The sequence below is a fragment of the Virgibacillus sp. Bac330 genome (assembly GCF_003667845.1).
In the GTDB taxonomy this organism is placed as follows: domain Bacteria; phylum Bacillota; class Bacilli; order Bacillales; family Amphibacillaceae; genus Virgibacillus; species Virgibacillus chiguensis.
The window spans coordinates 3,363,622-3,386,251 of sequence record NZ_CP033048.1 but is presented as its reverse complement, the minus strand read 5'-3'; the positions used below and the strand labels follow the sequence as shown (position 1 = coordinate 3,386,251).

The window sequence follows — 22,630 nt, the reverse complement described above, 5'->3', positions numbered from 1 at the left end:
TTTAAATTGCCTTATTCAATGCCGGCGTTTTTCATTATGCTTTTAAATTCAATAAGTGATGTGCATTCTTTTAATTGTTTTACCATACTTTCATTTTGGAAAAGGTTCACAAGCTTTTGTAGCATAGACAATTGCTGATCAGATTGTTTTAACGCTAGCATAAAAATGAGTGATACTTCTATTTCATTATCTTTGTTTGCCATTTCTTTGAATGTTACAGGTTGTTTTAAAGACATAAATCCGATTTGTGCTTGTTTTACTTTTTCAGAATCAGTATGCGGTATTGCAATCCCTGTATCATTCATCCATAAACCTGTTGGAAAGCTTAATTCTCTAGAGATAATGGATGCATAAAAGTCTTGCGTAACGAGATCGTTTTCAATAAATTCTGCTGACAAATGGCTTAGAACTTGTTCTTTGGAATGTCCTTCAAAATTAAACGTAATTATCTCTTTATTAAAAAACATCATTAAAAATCCTTCTTTCCTAAAGTTAATCGTTCTCAAATAGCATAACGATCTTCTCCTTATCGTTAGTATTTTTTAACTTGTTTACGAAGTTTTCATCTCCAATTGCTTGTATATATCTTTTGTAATTTACTTTTTCTATTTGATTTATGTTTGGATGGATGGCAAATAATGCTATAACATGTACGGCATATCCATCCCAATGGATTGGTAGTCTACTTTTTAAGATAACCAAGCAATTTGTCTTCACACTTTTTGATTCCCCGTGTGGGATTGCTACATTATTTCCTATATATGTTGAACCTGCCTTTTCTCTTTCCATAACTTTTTTAATAAAATCCTTTTTATGATGGATATAATTTTTTTTATATAATAATGAAGCTATTTTTGTTATTATCCGTTCCTTATTGTTCATATTTTCACAAAAAATGATTAAATCCTTGTTTAATGTAAGCATGTAAATCACGTTTGCCTTTCTTTTTTTATGAACGTATTTACTATCTCTTTATCTCTATCACCGAAAACAGGGCTTACTAATAATATAGGCACTTCTTTTGTGAACGATTCCAAGATTACGGTGGTAAGAACAAAATCAATAGCATTATATTTATGAAATTGATTCATAAAATCTGTAGTTGAAAGAACATCCACTATTTCTATATTTGGAAATGCTTTTTTGACCTTTACTTTAAGTAATTCAGAAGTGCCGATGCCGCTAGAGCAAATAATTATTATCCTCTTTGTATCAAACATTTGCTCCAAATATTTTGCAAAGTATATCGTTAAATAGCCGTTCTCATGTTCGGTAATTTTCCCCAAATTAAAAGTATGTTCTGCATTTTTTGATATCATTGTAATGATATGAAATAGTTCTTCGTACTCTACCTTAATTTCTTCTAACAAGTTGTTCTTTATATGAATATTATTGTTTATGCGATTAATCATTGGTCGTATGTGATTGATTAATTCTTCCCAGACCATTTCTTTATTAAAGTTCTTGCCTAACACTTTACCGCTTTCTTTTATATAAAATTCGGTTATTTCTTTCTCTATGCCGTGTTTAACCTGTTCAACTTCTTTTTTGCTATTGTTTACTAATCGTGATGATAATAAATACTGGAACAGGTACCACACTTCCGTATCTGGTAAGTTTTTATTTAAGTAATTGGAAAAGTGATTAATGATATTTTTGGCTTGCTGAAAAATGTCCTTGTTTTCTTGAATCAAATTGGTGTATGGCTGTTTAAGTTTATCAACTACTTTGCTCACGTCTACTTTCCCACTTCTAAATCTATTGATTAATATGTATAGATGAGAAAAGATATTAATATTATATGGATAAGGAATGGTGATATTTAGTTGACTTTCCAATCTATTCATATGATCAATAATAAATTCCGTGTCATTATGATTAAGCTCTTCTTTAGATAATAGATTATCTAAGTTAAAAATATTAATCGTGTTAATTAATACTTTCCTAATATCTACTTCATTTCCAATTATAGAAATAAATTTTCTATTTCTGTCAATGTTTAAGTTGTGTTTTTTTAACCTCTTATTGAGTATTGTTATATCCGTATATATAACGGTTTCACTGATGAAATATTTATCATAAATATCTGTTGTTCTAATAGGGTTTGGTGCTTTAAACAGTAAATCGATGAGAATTTGATTCCTTCGCTCTACAGGAGTATAATTCTTCAGAAAACTTTCCTTAGCGGATTTTTTCCTTATATATTCCTCATAGTTAAGTCTAAACCCTTCGCCAAGCTTGGATTCAATTAATGGTTTAGTAGCAGGATTTTCATTTAGTTTATTGATCGTTCGATAAACGGTCTTTTTAGAAACGTCTAATTGCTTGGCAATTTTTGAAGCAGGGACATAGAACTTATATTGCATTAATATATCAATAATACTTTGTTCTCTCTCATTGAAATGCATCTTAAATGATCTACCCTCCCTTCTTTATGTTTATTCTATCACATAGAGGTGCGCGATTTTTTCTTTTAAGTGTCCATTGTAACGGACATTTCACTTAGTTCCATTGCCAAATTTTCATATATATTTACCTATATCTACAGTCCATTTACGAAAAGTATTTGATTAATTTCACCATTTAGAAAAAGTGTTTTTAAATTTATAGAGAGGGAGTAATGTTAGCGAATGAAGGATAATACACAGACAAAAAGAATATAAAAAGAATTAGAAAATAAACATTTTGTAATAGAGGAGGTGCCACGGAGAAACTTTAATAGATTTATATGGAAAGTGAAAAATAAGAAGCGGGTTATTAGGGCAATGTATACCATTGTATGCCCTATAACTATGAAACAGTCGACGTTCAGTCGTTATAAGATGCTATCTGAACAAAGGCTAAGCGAGAAATAACAGCACTTAAAAAAACATGGAGTGGGGTATAAAAGGACCCCCTCCATCATGAAAAATTCACATTCCCCCTATCTTATCCTCATATTGCTCACGTAAAGCTCGCTTGAGTACTTTACCGCTAGGATTTTTCGGCAACGTATTTGAAAAAATAATATATTTAGGAACTTTGAATTTGGATAGTCTATCTTTACAAAATGCTTTCACTTCTTCCGCTATTAATGGTGTGTCTTGTTTAGGGACAATAATAGCTGTAACAGCTTCAATCCAATAAGGGTCTGGTATACTAATGACAGCAACTTCCGACACGCCTGCTAGCTGATAAATGACTTCCTCTACTTCACGACTAGATACGTTTACTCCTCCAGTATTAATCATATCCTTTTTACGATCAACCACCGTTATATAGCCCTCTTCATCCATTACACCTAAATCCCCGCTATGAAACCAACCATTGCGAAACACCTCTGCTGTTTTGTCTGGATCATGAAGGTAACCTTTCATGGCATGTGGAGTGCGATGTACGATTTCACCTACTTTCCCACGAGCTACCTCAACATCATTTTCATCCACAATTTTTGTTTGTACATTTAACGAAGGGACTCCTGCAGAGCCGAGTTTTCGAAGCTGATCCTGTGGTTTTAGAACGGTAGCAAGTGGAGCAACTTCTGTTTGCCCGTAAAAGTTCCAAAAACCTGCATTGGGTAGGCGTTCTGTTAACTCTTTAAGTATTTCTCTAGGCATAATTGCTGCGCCATAATAGCATTTCTGTAAACTGGATAAATCTCTCTTTGCAAAATCGGGGTGACGCAATAAAGCAATCCATATGGTTGGCGGACAGAAAAGTTGGGTAACTTTTTTCTCTTCGACTGTTTTTAACATCGTTTCTGGATTAGCTCCATCAAGAATGATTCCACTAGCACCAACATACATACTCGGGCCTAAAAACACATGAAGTTGAGCGCTGTGATATAGTGGCAGCGCATGAATGATAATATCTTCAGGCTGCATATTGCCATCTACAATACAACTTACGTATTCACTAATAATGCTTTTGTGAGTGAGCATAACGCCTTTGGGTCGTGATTCTGTCCCACTCGTATATAAAACATGACATAGATCATCTTCTTCCACATCAACATCAACGAGAGATGTAGGTTGATCTTGTCTCACATCATCTAATCGTTTCCATTTCTCATTGGTCGCTTTGCTATTTGTCTCCATGACGTAGCGATATGGAATATCCATGTTTAATTCTGCTTCATCTAGTAAATGTATATATTCTTCAGCAACGATGAGCCCTGTAACTGCAGCATGATCCACAATATAGGTGATATCTTCTACATGCAACATATAATTGATTGGAATCATGACAGCCCCTATTCGAGCTAGAGCAAAGTTTACAATGACAAACTCTAAGCTGTTTTTGGACATAACAGAAATCCGATCTCCTTTTTTCATTCCGTCTGCTAAGAAAGCATGTGCGGTTTGATTTACGAGCTGATCTAATTCCTTATACGTTACTTCGATATTTTTGTAAGCGATTGCGATTTGGTTAGGCTTTCGTTCGCTTGTTCGGGAGAGTATATCTCCTAATGTATTTCTTCTGGCGCGTTGCAACGCTTTAATGACATCACAATTTGCTTCTACGCTCATGAACACACTCCTTTAGATTTGCTAATAATATTCTTTTAATTATTTTAATTCAGATAATTATTAAAAGCAAGTTTGGCGGAGGGGCGTGTAAACCGATTTTGCTCTTATGCAACGAGCCGATATTTGTTGTGAAATAGGCTAAAAGTTTGATAGATAATAGACAAATAATAAGTGAATTTATCATGAATTATGATGAAAATTCTGATTTATGTATGAGAAACTGCCTACAATCCTAAATTTCTTGTAGATTTGTGTATGATTGCAAAACTATTAACCTATATGAAAAATGATATAATATTCTGATTTTAAAATCGAATCACTCTGCTATGATAGTCCCAAAGGGAGAAATGAAGGTGATGTCATAGATAATACGTCGTACTACGAAGGTGATTTAAATTGAAAAAACGGTTGATTTTGAGCGTTAGTTTGTTACTAGTAGTCATTGGTACAAGCTTGCAAGTGAATAGGATTGCAGCAGATATACAAAGCTGGAACTTACAGCAAATCCCCAAAATAGAAATAGTTTCCAACTGGATGAACACGTATTTGAATCAAATAGGAAAAGATGCATTAGAGCATCAAGAACTGCTACGGATCGAACAGCAAAAGAAATTAAAACAGGCAGGAGAGCGAGCTCGTAGAAAAGGAAAAGCGAAAATAGAAGACTATCAGAATAGTTATTCGGAGCGCATCGTAAAGGCGAAGGAAACGTTTCGCGTAGCAGATAAATTTCACCATTATTCTAATGAGAAGAAAGCAGACATTCACGAGCAACTAAATGAAGGGGTAACAGCAGAAATTGCATCTTGGGTAGATGAATAGGACTTCACTTATTAGTCCTTTCAAATAATAGAACAAAGGGGAGTAAGTGCTTATGAAGTGGGGATTAAAAACAATGAAAGGGAAAGTGGTTGCTGGAATGGTAGGAGTAGGTATTTTGACGGGAGCCGGTGTTGTCTTAGCCGGTTCAGGGGCAGGTGATCATTTACGTGAATGGTATGAAGGTATGTTTGGAAATTCTGTTGCTACCATAGAAGATGACGTTACGGCATATGGGGAAAGTAAACTGCCAGAGTTAGAGGCGGAATATGAACAGTTAAAAAACGATGCGTCGCTGGATATTGATTTAATGAGAGACAGGCTAACAAGCGAATCATTAGAAGAAATTGTTGCAGCGAAAATAGAGCATCTGGAGTCTCTTGATGGTGAATCGAGGGAAATTTTAGATCAAATGGGTTTGGAATTTTATCATGTGTTTTTAGATGGCTATGGAGAAATTCAACGTTTAAGTGACGAAGGGTTAAATTATGCTTCCGAAGACTTAACGCATTATACTGGTGAATTAGGGCAAGAGGCGAGAAATCAAATAACGAGTGATTTGACTGCTGCCAAACAGGAAGCGGTAACAGAGTTGGAAACGGCGATTCAAAATGCTCAAGACCAAATAGAGGTAGAGCTTCGTAATCAGGAAGAAATAACGACACGTAACTTAAAAAATCAAATTGATTGGGCAGTAGAAGATGTAAGGCAGGTAGTAACGGCATTGCTTGCAGACTTAATGGAAGAGCAGCAGACAATCATTACCCAAACAGCGCAAATATTAGAGGATGAAGCAAAAGAAGCGCTTGATGATGTTGTTTCCGGTATCAATGAATAGTAGGCACTTCTGTGTAGGAAGGAGAAATAGCTTTTGGGCATCAGAAAAGAAACCTACAGGCGAAGAAGGTGCTCCAATCTAAAAAAAATAATTATTGTTTCTTTGCTATGTATGTTAATAGTAGTTGGAAGTTTCTATCCTGTTTTTGCTGATGAAGATATAGGTGGTATGGTAACAGATTGGTTACAGCAGAAAACAGATGAAGCGATACAAAAAGTGGATGAGGCTATTTTAGAAGAAGAGAAGGAACAAACAGAACGTTTGCGAAAAGCGTTACGAGTGAAAAAGCAGGAAGCAGAACAAAAACTAAATCACACAGCAGATGAAGAGATCACAGCCCGAACGGAGGAGCTAGAGCATTATGCTGATGAACTAATAAAATCACTGAATAAGAAACAAACAGAGGAAAATCAGGCAGCAATAAAGAAAGAGTTCGAAGCAATTGTAAAAGAAGCAAAAGGGAAGATGGAAGATGCCTCTGTCTTACATGACGAACACGAGGAGTTCGGTAATCAAGAAAATAATGAGAGATAATTTTATGTTGAACATAAATGGTGGTAGAAGTTAGATAAATGTAAGGAGAAGGACAACGTCTAATCCATTTCGTCCAATGAACATGCATTGCGATTTGTGAGAAATTACCACAACGGATTCGCTATGTAGACTGTTTTATATAATTAAAAGCATATTGCAAAAAGACTTGGCTAATTAGCCAAGTCTTTTTGCAGTGTGCTTGTGCATGCACATGTAGAAGCATAATTTGAAAGAGGTAATAATGACAAGTAAAAAACGATATGTCTACAGCGACATAATTTAAAAGAACAATTTATCGCACAAATAAATCAATTTGCAAAAAGTCCTTTTAATCCCCCACTCCTTTTCTTTTAAACATTATAAGCTAATTAATATACGAGAAAGGAGAATGATGATGGTTAATAATGAGTGTAATTTTTATCCAATGGCAGATGCAGTAGATCTTATTGAAGTGTACTCAAACTATGCTAATTGTTGGACAAAACGCTATCAAGGAGGAGACTATACGATTTTTTCACTCCCAAACGTTGATGATCAACAAGGAGTGCGTATTTCTTCTACTTTTAGAACAAGTTATTCAGACCCTGAGTTGACAGAAGGGGCGTTAGAAACTGCAGGAACAACACAGCTAGAAAACAATTCGGATGCACCTGTAATGAAACCGGTACAGTTTAATGTGGCAACACCCGTAGAAGAGTCGTGGCGATTAACAGAAGCAGTAGCTCCAGGAGGGAATAATTTTTATTTGATAAATAAGCCACTTGACTTAGGGGCCCAATCAACTACTTTACCTGAACCGCAGCCAATTATTCGAAATATAGCACCTAGTGTTGAACCGGAACAAGTTAATCCACAATTGCAAATAAACCTTAGTGAAACAGTAACGTTATCAGATGTTCAAAATTGGAATATAGCACAGGAGTTACGTTTACCACCACAATCGAGAACAACGGTAAGCTTACGCACAAAGCCAATGGATGTAAAGCGGACATTTGAATTTAAGTTTCTTGTTACGGGGACGTTAGGGATTACGACATCACAACCAATTTTTGGAAAGACAGAACACTATATCCCGGTTACGGATATCGATTGGTATGATTATCCGCAAATCGAAGTAGATAAAACATTTAATTTACTTCGTTGTACGAATCTCGGTGAATATACAGCGAGTTATCATATGGATCCGTCCTTGCTAATTGAAACAGTAAGTATGACGGATGGTACGCCTATTTCGACTGTAGTCATTTATCTTGCCACGGGAGAAATGGAAACATTACTAGGTTGCTAAGAAAGGAGAGAGTGTAGTGGCTATTTTAGATTTACGGCAAGCTATCACGGAAGCATCAAAGGTTTTTGCAGAAGCAAATGGTCTTGTATTTCGGAAAATAAACCAACTTGATTTTGAAGATAGTCGCCTCGAATTACCAGACGATGTCTTAATTGTCGACACACCTGGAAGGTCCATTGTAGCTAGGAAGGAAATTATTAATCGAACATCTAAACCTACTCAACCACAAACCATTCACTTTGAAAGAAAAACAGAAGATACGGTTAGCACCAAAACAACAGAAGGTTTTGAGTTTGGTGTCGAAACGGAAGTGTCTACGAATATTGATGTGTTTTTTGGGAGTGTTGATGTCTCTGTTTCAACTAGCTTTAAGTATAGCTCGTCTACAGAGAGGACGTATGAATCTAAAGAGACAATTAGTTGGTCAGAGGATATACCTGTTATTGTTCCACCAAAAACGAAAACGATTGTTGACTATATTATTACTATTGGCGAATTTAATGCTCCAGTGTCTTTTTTTGCTACTGTTCGGGGGGTAGTTATGGTTGACTATAAAAATACTCCTTATTATACGTTGGTTCCATTAACGTACAGAGGGGTAACTGGAGAGTCTATTGCAAGCATTATGGCGCGGCTTTACAATATAACGGCGCAAACGAACCCAAATGATGCGTATTTGCTGGATTTAGAAGGGGAATTGACTCTGCAGGGAGCGTTAGGCATACAATCTAGTACGGAAATTAGGAATGAACCGTTACCAGGTAATCCTTCATCCGGTAGTGTACAAACATTACCAGGAGAGACGAGGAATCAAGCAGTGTTTTTTTAAGTAAACAGTAACGTTATCAGATGTTCAAAATTGGAATATAGCACAGGAGTTACGTTTACCACCACAATCGAGAACAACGGTAAGCTTACGCACAAAACCAATGGATGTAAATCGGACATTTGAATTTAAGTTTCTTGTTACGGAAACGTTAGGGATTACGACATCCTAACCAATTTTTGGAAAGGCAGAACACTATATCCCAGTTACGGATATCAATTGGTATGATTATCTGCAAATCGAAGTAGATGAAACATTTAATTTACTTCGTTGTACGAATCTCGTTGAATATACAGCGAGTTATCATATGGATCCGTCCTTGCTAATTGAAACAGTAAGTATGACGGATGGTACGCCTATTTCTACTGTAGTCATTTATCTTGCCACGAGAGAAATGGAAACATTATTAGGTTGCTAGGAAAGGAGAGAGTGTAGTGGCTATTTTAAATTTACGGGAAGCTATCACCGAAGCGTCAAAAGTATTTGCCCAGCAAAATAATCTTACTTTTGAAAGTATTGCTCCAGATTTGCAATTTGTTAGTTCCCATCTTGCTTTGCCAAGTGATATATTAACAATTAAATCACCAGGAAATAGCATTGTAGTACGAAGAATTTTAATTAATGAAACAGATACACCGACAGAGCCACAGACTGTTAGCTTTGAAAGGAAAACTGTAAATAATCTTACTGCTAGAACGATAGATGGGTTTAGATATGGTATTCAACCAGATATGGTTACTGATGTTCATTTCTTTTTTGAGGTGCCGAATATTAATTTAATTACAAGCTTTAAGTATAATATTTCTACGCAAACAAGTTACCAAGCAACAGATACAGTTAGTTGGTTAAATCAAGTTAGAGTTGTCGTCCCGCCAAAAACAAAGACAATCATTGATTTTATTATTACTATTGGTAATTTTAATGAGCTTGTTTCTTATATCGCTAGCCTTTCTGGAAGGGTTGTTTTTAGTTATAACACAAACCCTGAGCGAATAACGTATCTTCCATTAACGTATGATGGAGCAACTGGGCAATCGATCGGCGACATTATGGCGAATTTATATAAGGTTAACGCACAGGATAATCCATCAGATGTAAACCTACTTGATTTAGAAGGAACAATGAGGTTACAAGGTGGAATTGGTCTACAATCTCGAATAGATATTACAAATCAACCTTTACCAGGGAATCCTTTGCCAGAAAATGTACAGACCATTCCTGGGCAAACAGCAGCGCAAGCCGTGTTTTTTTAAAGAGATAAGAAGTATAAAAATTTGATGTATGGGAAAACCAAATAATCGAATGAGCCACGTCCGGCTCCAGCGTCCAGCAACTAGGCGACTTCCCTCCATTGCCCTAAGCTAAGTCATCATCGGTTCGTTCTAAATAGGAAGGCTGACTTAAAGACGAGCTTGCCGGAGGGCATCGGCATACTCCTGTTGCAGGAGCATGATTCCTAAAACTTTCGTTGCTTCGTTCCAGTCGTTACGTTGCTAAACGGATACTTGCGCCTTTGTTAAGAGAAATTCTATTTTTTGAAAGAATTATTGATTTAGGAGGAGGCTTTTTTCTTCTCCTTTTCTCTTTGTAGTAATTAGCTGACTAATTACTACAAAGAACCCTCTTTACAAATAAGAACGTTTGTTCTATTATGGTATCAAGTTGAAAAAATTGGAACCAATACTACTTTTAGCAGACTGGGTTCGAATATAAGTATAAAGTGAACCTTATCCGTGTGGGTGATGCTCTCATCTTCTACTAATTGTTAGGTGAATGAATTGGGAATTTAGGTGCTGTTATCTTTGACTTAGACTTGTCCAACTTGCATCTTCCAATTCTTGAATGATCGTCTTACAGTACCTTATATACGGGATAAATACAGTTTTGAGGGGGATTTCATGGAGAAGCAGAAAAAAGCTGTGTCAATGACATTTGATGAAATTGTAAAACAAAACGAGCGCAGAATATATTACCATTTGCATAAATTAAACATCCGTGATCCGCATCATGAATTTTACCAAGAGGGGTTGGTGGCGATGTGGAATGCGTATGAAAAATATCAGCCAGATAAAGGTCCGCTTGCTACGTATTTTAATTATACGATTCGTAATCGGTTAATTGACGTCGTACGAAAGGAAGCAAGGGAAAAGGAAAAAATAATTGCGTATAAACAATATCAAGGGGTAAAAGAAAAGACTGGTAATTATTACAAATCTGGCGGGAATGCCTATCCGATAAAATATGCAGAAGGCCCTAATCTGGAAGCCGAAGAACTTCTACAGGTTGCAAAGGCGATTTTAAGTAAGAATCAATGGACATGGTTGAAACTTTTCGTTATAGAAGATATGACGACAAAGACCATCGCTGAAAGAGAGGGCGTATCTGTAGATGCAGTAAAAAGTTGGGGGAAAGAGGCGAGGAAGAAGTTACAAAAGCTGTATGCTTACGGAGAGGGGATATGAAGCCTCTGATGATTCTGCTAAAGTAAATTTTCGTCATGCTAGAATCCACCCTTATACCATAAGATGGAGTGCTTGCGACTTTAGACGCGGGAGACAGTCTCAATCTTTACCGTATTCACGACAGGATGATAGAGACATAATAGTAGGTGTATTTCACTAAATAAATTTTGTATGCGAAAAAAATATAAAAAAGCGCTGTTGCATATGCTCTCATAATTGTTACACTAAATAAATTTTAAGGTTTATCGTATAAGAAAACTACTCTCCCACCAGAAGAATTGACGATAAGCTCTGTTTTCAAAGTAACTAAAGATCCTTACTATCTAGCTTTTAAACAGATTTTTCAACGATTGTATAGTATCAGTAAAAAAAACTATCGTAATAAGACCAATGAACAAGAAGGTATTTGTTAAAGGACCATCAAAAATTAACACGCCTACTAGTATTAGAATTATTCCTATATAAAAACCAGGGTCAGACAATTCATCAAATAGTTCATCATCGTCAATGCTAATCGTTTTTTGCATTTGTTTATCTCCACGAATCAACTCATCAATTGTTATGTTAAACAGATCACTAATACGTATTAAATTCTGGATGTCGGGGTAGCTTTTATTTGTTTCCCATTTATAGACGGCTTGGCGAGAAACATGTAACTCTGTAGCCAACTTTTCTTGTGACCAATCTCGTTCCATCCTACATTGTTTTAGCTGCTCTCCAAAAGTGTTTGCTTGTTCTTCCATGTCCATTCACCTCTCTTACTTCTAGTATAAATGATGAATGGATAATAAGGAAGAAACCTATGGTTGAAAGCTGTTAACTTAAAGTTTACAGAAGGGGAAAATGCGGTTTTCATGATGCATATGTTCGTATGCATGTTTGATATGAAACGCTATAATGAAATAGCATGTTAGGCAGTTTATCATTACAATTTTTACTAATAATTCATTTCCTTCGTAGTGACTAATCCGTTATAATTTAGGAGAACAAGTTTTGTAGGAGGTTAACATGTTGGAATGTTGTTGTAAAGCTGGAGAGGCAAGAGAGTTAGTATTAGAAGCGGATATGGCAGACCCTATCTGGTGTAAGGGTTGTCGCTGTAATTTAGATATGGAGGATTTATCTCTTTCTAAGGAGCTACAAAACGAATTAGAAACATGGGCTTCCAATTATGGAACGTGGATAAATTGGGAAAAAGATACATTACTATCAAATGCTAAAAAACAAGTAATGATGTATAATGAAACAGGATATCGCTTATTGTGTAAACTACAATCTGAGCTACCTTCTCATTATTCCATTCAATTTATCCCTTCGACGGTAGAAGAATATGAAACCCTATAAAAGTTTACAAAGGGGGGTGTTTTCATGGAAACATTATTCATGATTTTCGTATTATTAGCGCTTGTCTATTATATTTTTCGGATCATCCAAGTGATTGTGAAATTAAAACAAGCGCATGTTTTTCCATTAACGAATGAAGAAAGAAGAACGATTCGGAAGCATCCGCAAAAAATAACTGCTCCACCAACTGTTGAAGGACAGAAATTAGGTTTATTAGCTAATGTGGCGTTCTTGTTTTTTATCGCTTCCATGTTTAGCATTGTTTATATTACAGATGTATTCTCCTGGCATCAATATTTGTTTATGTTATTTTTTTTAATATATGCTTATTTCATGTTGCCATTAAATCTAGTTGCGGTGAAACAGGATGGCATATTAATTGGTACACGTTTTCTTTCATGGAAGCATATTCATTTTATAAAAGCCGTAGCAATATATAAAAATCACAAGTTTTATGGCTATTCTTCAGATGTTAATATAGGTTTTGTGGTGAAAATAAAATACAAATTTGGTTTTACTTCCTTTGTCGTTACATCGGAAAAAACATTGAAACAATTATTAAAAATTTGCCAAGAGCACGTTACAGTAGAAGATGAGATACATACATCTGAAAGTGAATTTAAAATAAAGTGATCCGCTGCTTATATCTTTCATTTTCAGCAAGGTATGTAAGGGTATATCTACGATGTATAATGCTATAAACTAGATTACCTATGATGCATCGATCAAGACTTGGAGGAATTGTATGAACATAGCTATCTCCATAGTTGGAGCTATATTTATACTGTCTTTTCTGCTTTTTTCTGTTTGGATATTTATTGCTGAGAGAAAAGACGAAAGTTCTGAAAAAAAGAATGTTATTATCATGTTTTTCGTGTCATTTTTTTTAGCTCTCATAGTAACGCTCGTCTTTGGAGCTGGTATATTTTTATTACTTGGCTCCATTAAAATGACAAATACATTTTTGGATTTGGATTTAACTATAAAGCAAATAGGTTTTATATTTATCGGATACCTTATCTTTCTATTTACAATTGATAATGTAATCGAGTTAGTAGTTAAAGCGATCGTTGGGAAAAATTTAGCTAATCCTGTACTTCTTCTACTCATTCGTATTTTCGCTTTCCATATAATTGGTCTTTTTATTGGCATTCATCAAACGAGTAGTTTCCTTATTGCTACTGTAGTCGCTCTGTTTATTTTCTTAATTGAAATTTATGTTTTTTTACGCGAACAGGATAAGAATGAAGCTACTTAATATTCTATGCAAAAAAAGGCCATGTAGGAAATTGTTTTTCCTTACATGGCCTATATTGAAAAATTTAGCTCCCAACCGAAACGGTTTCTGGTAATGTGCTACCACCATCAATAACAATTTGTGTACCTGTAATATAGCTGGATTCGTCAGAAGCTAAGAATGCTGCAAGTTCACCGACTTCTTCAATTTTACCAAGACGTCCTAAAGGCACTCCGCTTGCTATGCCGTCAATGACTTCTTGCGGATTATCTGGATTCGTTTCTTTTGCCATTTGTTCTGCCATAGGAGTTAACACATAGCCTGGTAAAATAGCATTCACAGTAATATTATCAGGAGCTACCTCTCGAGCTAGCGATTTTGTAAAACCAAGAATGGCTGCCTTTGTTGTTGCATATGCGGTTTCACCAGGATCAGCTACCATCGTTCCTGTTACAGAGGATAGATTGACAATTCTACCTTGCTTTGCTTTTTTCATATGCGGCAAAGTAGCTTTCGTTACATTCCAAACGCCGTTAATATTAATATTAAAATGAAAATCTCTTGTTTCATCGTCCATATCTTCAAAGTTTGCTAATCGAACAACACCTGCATTGTTAATGAGAGCATCTATACGCTCATATTTTTCTATAACTTTATCAATTCCAGCTTTTACATCTTCGTTATTTGTAACATCCACTTCTAAAGCCATCGTTTCAAAGCCACGTTCTGTTAATTCTTTCGCAGTATCATGCACTTGCTTGGAGACATCTAACAAAATAGTAGTAGCACCATGTTTGGCTAGAACTTCAGCAATACCTTTTCCATTCCCCATTGCTGCACCTGTAATAATTGCTATTTTATCTTCCATTTTATTCAAAATAATTACCTCCCCATTAGGATGATTGCGTCAATACCTTCAGTATAGCAAATATTAGGAAGGGTACTTGGCTTAATTCTTAAAGATTTGTTAACGTTTTCTTGTTATATATATGGAAAGAGAAGATTTTATGATGAACAATAAGAATCAATGAAGGGGTTCACATATCTTTCACATGCTTAATAGTAATTGTTATCGTATAATAGTATTGGGGCATTGGATTTAATTCATGCGTTTGTATATTGAAGGAAACCTTAATCTAGGTGCGTGAACGTGCATTACAATCTGTAAGGATGTATGAATAGCCTATACAAAGACTTGTAAGGGATATGCAATGTTCTATGTTTAAGAGAACCATCAGTTTGAAATTAAGAAACAGGTAACATATATTATTTGTATTATAGGAGAATTTGAATTTTTTAGGTTTTATAGTAGAAACAAAAAGACAGCCATTGTCATAATGGTTTGGCGATAGCCAAGTTTTTCTAAAGGGGAAGAGAGTTATCATGATTTTGGAAAATAAGCAGGAAAGATCAAGGCAAAATTGGGCAAGCATTTTGTCAAAAACGATAAAAACTGGGATTATTCGTTCCAATCTGATCCCGATGTTTGCTGGTTTTACTTTGGCTTTATATACGTATCAAATTAGTTTTATGGAAAAGTTGCCGGAAGTTATTTTTGCTTTACTTGGTGCAGCCTTAGTTATTGGAGCTGCGGGTGCTTTTAACAATTTATATGATCGAGATATTGATGCAATTATGGAAAGAACCAAGCGAAGACCTACTGTAACAGGGGAAATAAAACCAGCCATTGTACTGTTGCTGAGTGTGGTTATGGCGATCAGCGGAATTGCATTATTGGCGTTAACAACGTGGTTAGCTGCACTATTAGCTTTCTTGGGGCTGTTTTTTTATGTCGTTCCATATACGATATGGAGCAAACGAAAAACGGTATATAATACAGAAATAGGCAGTATTTCCGGTGGGATGCCTCCACTCATTGGATGGGCCGCTGTCTATCCAGATATTACACACCCCGCCATCATCGGTTTATTTATTGTAATGATTATTTGGCAAATGCCGCATTTTTATGCAATTGCCATTCGGAATCATAAACAATATAAAGCTGCAAAAATTCCAATGCTTCCTGTTGTTAAGGGTGTGCAACGCACCTACATTCAAACGAACGTTTATTTAATTATTATGATTGTAATTAGTTTTCTATTTGGTACATTGAGTATTGGGTTAATGTTAGTAGCACTTTTATTAAGTGTAGGCTGGTTAGCGCTTAGTGTGTATCGCTATAACAAAGTGGATTCAGAGAAGTGGGCAACTTCCATGTTCCTGTATTCCTTAATCCATATGACAGTGCTTTTTTCTACCATTATTATTTATTCGTTAATGGGGATTGTGTTTGAACTTTATTAAATGTTTGAGATCCGATGAAGGAAAAAGGGCGGTTTATATCTATTATAAATGATGTGGTTTCTAGTATAAAAGCATTGATGTATAAAGGCATAATTAAAAATCGACTGATTATAAAAGGTCAGTTGTTTATACCTCTGTTGTACAGTCACGTGTTAGTAAACAGACGACAAGTCACTGTATCACTATTTCCAAGCGATTATAATCTTCAGCTTGGATTTTTTGTACGATCGGAAACTATTGAATGATAAATTCCACGATGTCATATGAAATTTTATCGAAGCATTGGAAATAAAAGCTTAATTACAGGTAATAATGGGAATATGTACTATACTGTGGCAAAATATATATAAAGACATTGCAGACACTTTTAGTATAGATAGCTGCCTTCCCCAAATGAAGGCAGATGAAAAAGGAAAGGTGTAGAAATGGATAATTTGGCTGTATCGATCATTATTCTTCTCGTTTTAATTATTGCAAATGGTATCTTTGCAATGACGGAAATTGGAGTTGTTACATCAAGGAAAATAAGATTAGAACAAAAAGTGAAGGAGGGGAATAGCAAAGCTAAAACAGCCCTTTATTTAGCGGAAAACTCTAGTGAGCTTCTATCTACCATTCAGATAGGGATTACATTGATTGGAATTATATCTGGTGCCTTTGGTGGTGCCGCCATTGCGGATGATGTGAGTGTTTATTTGAGCGAAATTTCTTTTTTAGCACCTTGGAGCACGGAGATTAGTATGGTACTTGTCGTTACATTGACAACTTTTTTAACGCTCGTTATCGGTGAACTAACACCAAAGCAAATTGGCTTAACAAACCCGGAGAAAGTAGCACTTGCAGTGGCAAAACCGATGTATTTCTTTTCAAAAGTTGCCAAACCGTTAATCTGGATACTAGACCAGTCCACAAAACTCGCCCTCAAGACACTTGGAATTAAAACAACCAATGAACCAGATGTAACAGAAGAAGAAATTCAACAAATGATTGAGCAAGGTGTTCATAGTGGGAGTATTGAGGAAATTGAGCACGAGATGGTCGATCAAATTTTTTATATGGGCGATCAGCGTCTGAGTGATATATTAACACCGCGAACGCAATTAACGTGGATAGATATAGAAAGTAGTTTTGAAGAAAATATGGAAATCATTAGTCAAAGTGAGTTTTCACGCTTTCCTGTTGGGAAAGGGAGCTTAGATCACTTTTTAGGTATTATACATACAAAAAAAGTGTTTTCAAAATTACAATCCGGAGAAGCATTCTCGATTGATGACTGTATTGAAAAAGCGTTGATTCTACCGGAACATGTAAAAGTCTTTAAGGCTTTGGAAACATTAAAAGAATCAGGATACCATCAGGCTGTCGTTGTAGATGAGTATGGAGGTGTCGAAGGTTTTGTAACGTTAAATGATATTATGCAAGTTATTGTTGGTGAAATACAGACAGAAGGCAGTAGGGAAAGGGCTACAATTATGCAGCGTGATAATGATTCATGGCTTGCAGACGGTCAAGTGCCATTTGATACATTTTTGCGTTATTTCGATTTAGAAGATGAAATTGATGATGATGTTATGAAAGATACATCCTTCCAAACACTAGGTGGTTTTATCACGAGCGAAATAGGTAATACTCCAATAGAAGGGGATAGTGTTTTTATCGCTAATTTGAAATTAGAAGTAGTCGATATGGATAGTGTACTTGTCGATAAACTCTTAATTACTCGACTAGAAGAAATAGAAGTAAAAGAAGAAGATAACGTATAATACATTTTTGACAATATAACTGCAAAACTGAACAAGCAAGGAGAATTTGGAGATGGAATTTTACCAAAGGCAAGCAGAAGATGTTCTAAAAGCAGTAGCGTCCACGGAACAAGGTTTATCTCAACAAGAAGCGAATGCACGCCTGAAACGGGACGGATATAATGAAATAGAAGATAAAGAAAAAGTTCCTACGTGGAAATTATTTTTAGAAACCTTTAAGGATCCAATGGTTATTGTATTATTAGCGGCAGCTGGTGTGCAAATGTTACTGGGAGAATGGGTGGAGTCACTCATTATTTTCCTTGTATTATTAATCAATTCTGTCATTAGTGTTGTGCAAACACGTAAGGCGGAAAGCTCCTTAGAAGCGCTTCGAGATATGTCTGCGCCTGAAGCAAAAGTCATACGAGATGGTACGAAGCAGACGATTGCTGCTAAAGAACTCGTCCAGGGAGATATTGTTTATTTAGAAGCGGGGGATTACGTTCCTGCTGATGGTCGGGTATTGGAAAGTGGCTCTTTGAAAGTAAATGAAGGAATGCTCACCGGCGAATCAGAGGCTGTTGATAAATCGATCGAAGCAATTGAAGAAGAAGCTGCGCTTGGTGATCGTCGAAACATGGTGTTTAGTAGTTCTTTAGTTGTATATGGTCGGGGTACGTTTGTCGTAACTGGTACGGGAACGAAAACCGAGGTTGGAAAAATTGCCGATATGCTTTCGACAGCAGAGCAAAAAGAAACCCCACTACAACAGAAATTAAATAGTTTTAGCAAAAAGTTAGGTATCGGTATTTTAATTCTTTGTATTGTTATTTTTGTGGTTCAAGCTGCGCGTATTTGGTTTGGTGATAGTAATGTAGATACAACAACTGCATTATTAAATGCTTTAATGTTTTCTGTAGCAATTGCTGTGGCTGCGATTCCAGAAGCACTCCAATCGATTGTTACCATTGTCTTGTCAGTTGGAACAAATAAAATGGCAAAACAGCATGCGATTATTCGTAAACTTCCTGCTGTTGAAACATTAGGCTCCACCAGTATTATTTGTACGGACAAAACAGGGACATTGACGCAAAATAAAATGACGGTTACCGATCATTATTTACCTTTTAATAAGCATGAACGTTTGCCTGAAGATCCAAGTAATTGGCATGAGGCAGAGCGTTTACTAGTTTATATTGCGGCGCTTTGTAATGATTCGTACATCAATCAGGACAAGCAGGAGGTTGGTGATCCAACTGAAATAGCTTTAATTAACTTTGCGAACAAACATGCACACAATTACGAAGCGCTACGAGAAAGATTTCCACGAGAAGCCGAGTTGCCATTTGATTCAGACCGGAAATTAATGTCAACCGTAAACACGATTGATGGGACAAAGCTGCTGTTGGCAAAGGGCGGCCCTGATGTCATGTTTCAGCGGGCTGGCTATGTGTTCGTAAATGGCGAAGAACAGCCGATAACAGATGATTTACGCGAACGATTTGAAGGGGCAAATGAAGAGTTTTCTAATCAGGCGTTACGTGTGCTAGCCTATGGGTATAAACGTTTACCTGATACAAAAACCGAAGTCACTCATGATGATGAGTATGATTTTGTGCTTGTCGGTTTAACGGCAATGATGGATCCACCTCGAGAAGCTGTATATAGTTCCATTGAAGAATCCAAAGCTGCAGGTATTCGAACAATAATGATTACTGGTGACCATAAAACTACAGCACAAGCAATTGGACGAGATATCGGTTTAATGGGTGACGATGATATAGCCATTACTGGCAAAGAGCTCGACAACATGTCGGATGACGAGCTAGAAGGAAAAATTGAACACATTTCTGTATATGCTCGCGTGTCGCCAGAGAATAAGATTAGAATTGTACGTGCATGGCAGCGGAAAGGTGCTGTTACTGCAATGACAGGTGACGGTGTCAATGATGCGCCAGCTTTAAAACAAGCCGATATTGGCGTAGCTATGGGAAGTGGTACGGATGTTTCAAAAGATGCTGCGGCAATGATTTTAACGGATGATAATTTCGTATCTATTGTTAATGCTGTACAGGTGGGAAGAACGGTGTTTGATAACATTAAAAAGGCAATTGGTTATTTGTTTGCTGGTAATTTAGGAGCGATTATTGCCATTTTGTATGCCGTCATTTTTAACTTACCAAACCCATTTACAGCTTTACAATTGTTATTTATCAATTTAGTAAACGACTCCTTGCCAGCAATCGCTTTAGGTGTGGAAAAATCAGAACCAAATGTAATGAAACGTAAGCCACGACCGACAGATGAAGGTATATTTGCTGGAGGAACATTGCAAACTGTAATAACGAGAGGAATATTGATTGCTGTCGCAGTTGTTATTTCCTTCTATATAGGATTAGATCATTCGAATGAAATGGGCGTTGCTATGGCGTTTACTACATTAATCATTTCTCGTACGTTGCAAACTTTTCCAGCTCGTTCCAATACGGAGACGTCAATAAAAATGGGCTTTTTCTCCAATAAATATGTAATTGGCGCTGTATTGTTAGGTTTTGTTTTGTATGGAATAACAGTGCTTCCTTTTGCAAGAGATGTATTTAACATCCCTGATGCATTTGGCTTTAGTGATTGGGCCATCGCTACAGGGTTAGCAGCCGCTGCAGTAATTTGTATGGAAATAGCGAAAAAAATGTTTAGAAGAGCTTAAGATTTCGATGAATACAGCTATGCTTGCTAGTCTGATCACTGTAAAGATAGATAAAAACAGCTGGGGTATGAAAAAATATGTCAGCTGTTTTTTTATGATGCTCATAGTATAATGGATCCATAGTTTTTAAAGCTTGCGTGCAACAAATAAGAATGTAGCATTTGGGTTTATAAACTAGCTGAGAATATTATTGAATAAACAAGAAAAAGGGGGTTACCCATTGATACAGGATGCTTGGTTTACCGTACAAAAAATAGCTGACAATACATTTGCCATTAGTGAATACGGCCATTGGGAAAAAGTTCACTCTTTTTTAGTCATAGGTGAGCATAAGGCTGCTTTAATCGACACGGGTTTAGGAATTGATAATATAAAAAGAATGACTGATCAATTAACAAGTAAACCGATTGAAGTAGTTACAACGCATGTTCATGCAGATCATATTGGGAGCCATGGAGAATATGATACCATTCACGTTCATGAAGCAGATCAAGACTGGCTCATACATGGAATTGAGGGGTTGACATTAGCACAAATAAGAATAGATATAGCAAGGGATATAAGCCTTCCAACCCCGGCAACGTTTCATCCAGATACGTATACACCATTTCAAGGCTATCCTACCAATGTTCTGAAGGACGGAGACAGGATAGAATTGGGGAATAGACAATTAATTATCTATCATACGCCTGGCCATTCGCCTGGTCATATCGTCTTATATGATACAACACAGGGGTATTTATTTACGGGAGATTTACTTTATGATCAAACACCAATCTACGCTTTTTATCCATCCACTAACCCAGTTGATTTAGTTATGTCTTTAGAAAAAATATCGAACATAGATGGAGTAAAGAAAGTCTTTGGCTCACATAATACACTCGGGCTAGACGCATCAATTTTACAAGAAGTGAAGCAAGCAGTTACGTATTTGCGAGAGAACAGCCTTGCAAAGTTTGGAACTGGTGTACATGAGTTCAACGGTTTCCGCATCAATTTTAATAAGATCGCTCATCAACAGAGGAAATCGTTCGCACTCGTCGGAAGATCGCTCATCAACGCGAAGAAATCGCTCGCACTCGTCGGAAGATCGCTCATCAACGCAAGAAATCGCTCGCACTCGTCGGAAGATAGCTCATCAACGTAAGAAATCACTCGCTCACATCGAAAGATCGCTCGTCAACGCAAGAAATCGCTCGCACTCGTCGGAAGATCGCTCATCAACGCAAGAAATCGCTCGCTCACATCGAAAGATTGCTCATCAACGCGAAGAAATCGCTCGCTCACATCGAAAGATCGCTCATCAACGCGAAGAAATCGCTCGCACTCGTCGGAAGATCGCTCATCAACGCGAAGAAATCGCTCGCACTCGTCGGAAAATCGCTCGTCAACGCAAGAAATCGCTCGCACTCGTCGGAAGATCGCTCACCAACGCAAGAAATCGCTCGCTCACATCGGAAGATCGCTCATCAACGCGAAGAAATCGCTCGCACTTGTCGGAAGATCGCTCATCAACGCGAAGAAGTCGCTCGCACTCGTCGAAAGATCGCTCATCAACGCAAGAAATCGCTCGCACTCGTCGGAAGATCGCTCATCAACGCAAGAAATCGCTCGCACTCGTCGCAAAATAGCTCGTCAACGCAAAGAAATCGCTCGCACTCGTCGGAAGATAGCTCATCAACGCGAAGAAATCGCTCGCACTCGTCGGAAAATCGCTCATCAACGCAAGAAATCGCTCGCACTTGTCGGAAGATCGCTCATCAACGCGAAGAAATCGCTCGCACTCGTCGGAAGATCGCTCATCAACGCAAGAAATCGCTCGCACTTGTCGGAAGATCGCTCATCAACGCGAAGAAATCGCTCGCACTCATCGGAAGATAGCTCATCAACGCAACTAATCCGCCCGGTCTCAAAAGCCTCGCCGCAAAAAAAACAATTGCCTACTTCATAACAAGAGTTGCGCACAAGTTTTGGAACGAATATGCGGTTTTCATTTGATGTATTATCAGGTATACTAT

General features: G+C 36.8%; 20 protein-coding genes and 1 pseudogene. 15 read left to right on the top strand and 6 right to left on the bottom strand.

Features of this window, described 5'->3' with window-relative positions:
• Window positions 1-11: 11 nt before the first annotated feature.
• The 4 genes from D9780_RS15800 to D9780_RS15785 form a co-directional block, all read right to left on the bottom strand.
• Entirely contained in the window at window positions 12-470 is a 459-nt protein-coding gene (locus D9780_RS15800; RefSeq protein ID WP_121640755.1) for a PTS sugar transporter subunit IIA, read from the bottom strand.
• 22 nt (window positions 471-492) lie between these two features.
• Window positions 493-924: a PTS sugar transporter subunit IIA gene (locus tag D9780_RS15795; protein ID WP_240458836.1), complete on the bottom strand. Its 432-nt coding sequence runs from the start codon at window positions 922-924 to the stop codon at window positions 493-495.
• 5 nt (window positions 925-929) lie between these two features.
• Window positions 930-2,408, bottom strand: coding sequence for a BglG family transcription antiterminator (locus tag D9780_RS15790; RefSeq protein ID WP_121640753.1), 1,479 nt, complete (start codon window positions 2,406-2,408; stop codon window positions 930-932).
• A 504-nt stretch (window positions 2,409-2,912) separates the two neighbouring features.
• A complete protein-coding gene (locus D9780_RS15785) occupies window positions 2,913-4,508 on the bottom strand; it encodes a fatty acyl-CoA synthetase (protein WP_121640752.1) in 1,596 nt (531 codons plus the stop codon).
• Window positions 4,509-4,904: 396 nt separating this feature from the next.
• Here D9780_RS15785 and D9780_RS15780 point away from each other — a divergent pair, with 396 nt between their 5' ends.
• The 7 genes from D9780_RS15780 (at window position 4,905) to D9780_RS15750 (ending at window position 11,275) form a co-directional block, all read left to right on the top strand.
• A complete protein-coding gene (locus D9780_RS15780; protein WP_121640751.1) occupies window positions 4,905-5,330 on the top strand; it encodes a hypothetical protein in 426 nt (141 codons plus the stop codon).
• 52 nt (window positions 5,331-5,382) lie between these two features.
• Window positions 5,383-6,165, top strand: a complete 783-nt coding sequence (locus tag D9780_RS15775) for a hypothetical protein (protein ID WP_121640750.1) — start codon at window positions 5,383-5,385, stop codon at window positions 6,163-6,165.
• A gap of 33 nt (window positions 6,166-6,198) precedes the next feature.
• Window positions 6,199-6,699 carry a hypothetical protein gene (locus D9780_RS15770; RefSeq protein WP_121640749.1) on the top strand — a complete coding sequence of 167 codons (501 nt, stop codon included), beginning with the start codon at window positions 6,199-6,201 and terminating at the stop codon, window positions 6,697-6,699.
• Window positions 6,700-7,087: 388 nt separating this feature from the next.
• The gene (locus D9780_RS15765; RefSeq protein WP_162985901.1) at window positions 7,088-7,987 is read left to right on the top strand and encodes a hypothetical protein; all 900 of its coding nucleotides are present in this window, start codon (window positions 7,088-7,090) and stop codon (window positions 7,985-7,987) included.
• Between the two features lie 16 nt (window positions 7,988-8,003).
• Window positions 8,004-8,816 (top strand): ETX/MTX2 family pore-forming toxin, encoded by an 813-nt coding sequence (locus D9780_RS15760; RefSeq protein WP_121640747.1) that lies wholly within the window; start codon window positions 8,004-8,006, stop codon window positions 8,814-8,816.
• A 431-nt stretch (window positions 8,817-9,247) separates the two neighbouring features.
• Window positions 9,248-10,066, top strand: coding sequence for an ETX/MTX2 family pore-forming toxin (locus D9780_RS15755; protein WP_121640746.1), 819 nt, complete (start codon window positions 9,248-9,250; stop codon window positions 10,064-10,066).
• Window positions 10,067-10,711: 645 nt separating this feature from the next.
• Window positions 10,712-11,275, top strand: a complete 564-nt coding sequence (locus tag D9780_RS15750; protein WP_240458708.1) for a sigma-70 family RNA polymerase sigma factor — start codon at window positions 10,712-10,714, stop codon at window positions 11,273-11,275.
• 323 nt (window positions 11,276-11,598) lie between these two features.
• Here the strand turns inward: D9780_RS15750 and D9780_RS15745 are convergent, their stop codons facing one another.
• A complete protein-coding gene (locus tag D9780_RS15745; protein WP_240458707.1) occupies window positions 11,599-12,018 on the bottom strand; it encodes a helix-turn-helix domain-containing protein in 420 nt (139 codons plus the stop codon).
• A gap of 265 nt (window positions 12,019-12,283) precedes the next feature.
• Between D9780_RS15745 and D9780_RS15740 the strand changes: the two genes are divergently transcribed.
• The 3 genes from D9780_RS15740 to D9780_RS15730 all read left to right on the top strand — a co-directional run bounded on the left by D9780_RS15740 (window position 12,284) and on the right by D9780_RS15730 (window position 13,877).
• Window positions 12,284-12,619 carry a hypothetical protein gene (locus tag D9780_RS15740; protein WP_121640744.1) on the top strand — a complete coding sequence of 112 codons (336 nt, stop codon included), beginning with the start codon at window positions 12,284-12,286 and terminating at the stop codon, window positions 12,617-12,619.
• A 24-nt stretch (window positions 12,620-12,643) separates the two neighbouring features.
• Window positions 12,644-13,252, top strand: coding sequence for a hypothetical protein (locus tag D9780_RS15735; RefSeq protein WP_121640743.1), 609 nt, complete (start codon window positions 12,644-12,646; stop codon window positions 13,250-13,252).
• Window positions 13,253-13,364: 112 nt separating this feature from the next.
• Window positions 13,365-13,877: a hypothetical protein gene (locus D9780_RS15730; protein ID WP_121640742.1), complete on the top strand. Its 513-nt coding sequence runs from the start codon at window positions 13,365-13,367 to the stop codon at window positions 13,875-13,877.
• A 64-nt stretch (window positions 13,878-13,941) separates the two neighbouring features.
• Here D9780_RS15730 and ucpA read toward each other — a convergent pair whose 3' ends face one another.
• Window positions 13,942-14,724, bottom strand: coding sequence for an SDR family oxidoreductase UcpA (gene ucpA / locus D9780_RS15725; RefSeq protein ID WP_240458835.1), 783 nt, complete (start codon window positions 14,722-14,724; stop codon window positions 13,942-13,944).
• A 515-nt stretch (window positions 14,725-15,239) separates the two neighbouring features.
• Between ucpA and cyoE the strand changes: the two genes are divergently transcribed.
• The 5 genes and pseudogenes from cyoE (at window position 15,240) to D9780_RS21460 (ending at window position 22,243) form a co-directional block, all read left to right on the top strand.
• Entirely contained in the window at window positions 15,240-16,160 is a 921-nt protein-coding gene (cyoE, locus tag D9780_RS15720) for a heme o synthase (protein WP_121640740.1), read from the top strand.
• Between the two features lie 425 nt (window positions 16,161-16,585).
• Window positions 16,586-17,923 (top strand): hemolysin family protein, encoded by a 1,338-nt coding sequence (locus D9780_RS15715; protein ID WP_121640739.1) that lies wholly within the window; start codon window positions 16,586-16,588, stop codon window positions 17,921-17,923.
• Between the two features lie 52 nt (window positions 17,924-17,975).
• Window positions 17,976-20,612, top strand: a complete 2,637-nt coding sequence (locus D9780_RS15710) for a cation-translocating P-type ATPase (protein ID WP_121640738.1) — start codon at window positions 17,976-17,978, stop codon at window positions 20,610-20,612.
• A gap of 220 nt (window positions 20,613-20,832) precedes the next feature.
• A pseudogene (locus tag D9780_RS15705) lies at window positions 20,833-21,612 on the top strand (MBL fold metallo-hydrolase); the annotation flags it as partial.
• Window positions 21,584-22,243, top strand: a complete 660-nt coding sequence (locus D9780_RS21460) for a hypothetical protein (RefSeq protein ID WP_240458846.1) — start codon at window positions 21,584-21,586, stop codon at window positions 22,241-22,243. The pseudogene D9780_RS15705 and the gene D9780_RS21460, both read left to right, overlap by 29 nt.
• Window positions 22,244-22,630: the final 387 nt, after the last annotated feature.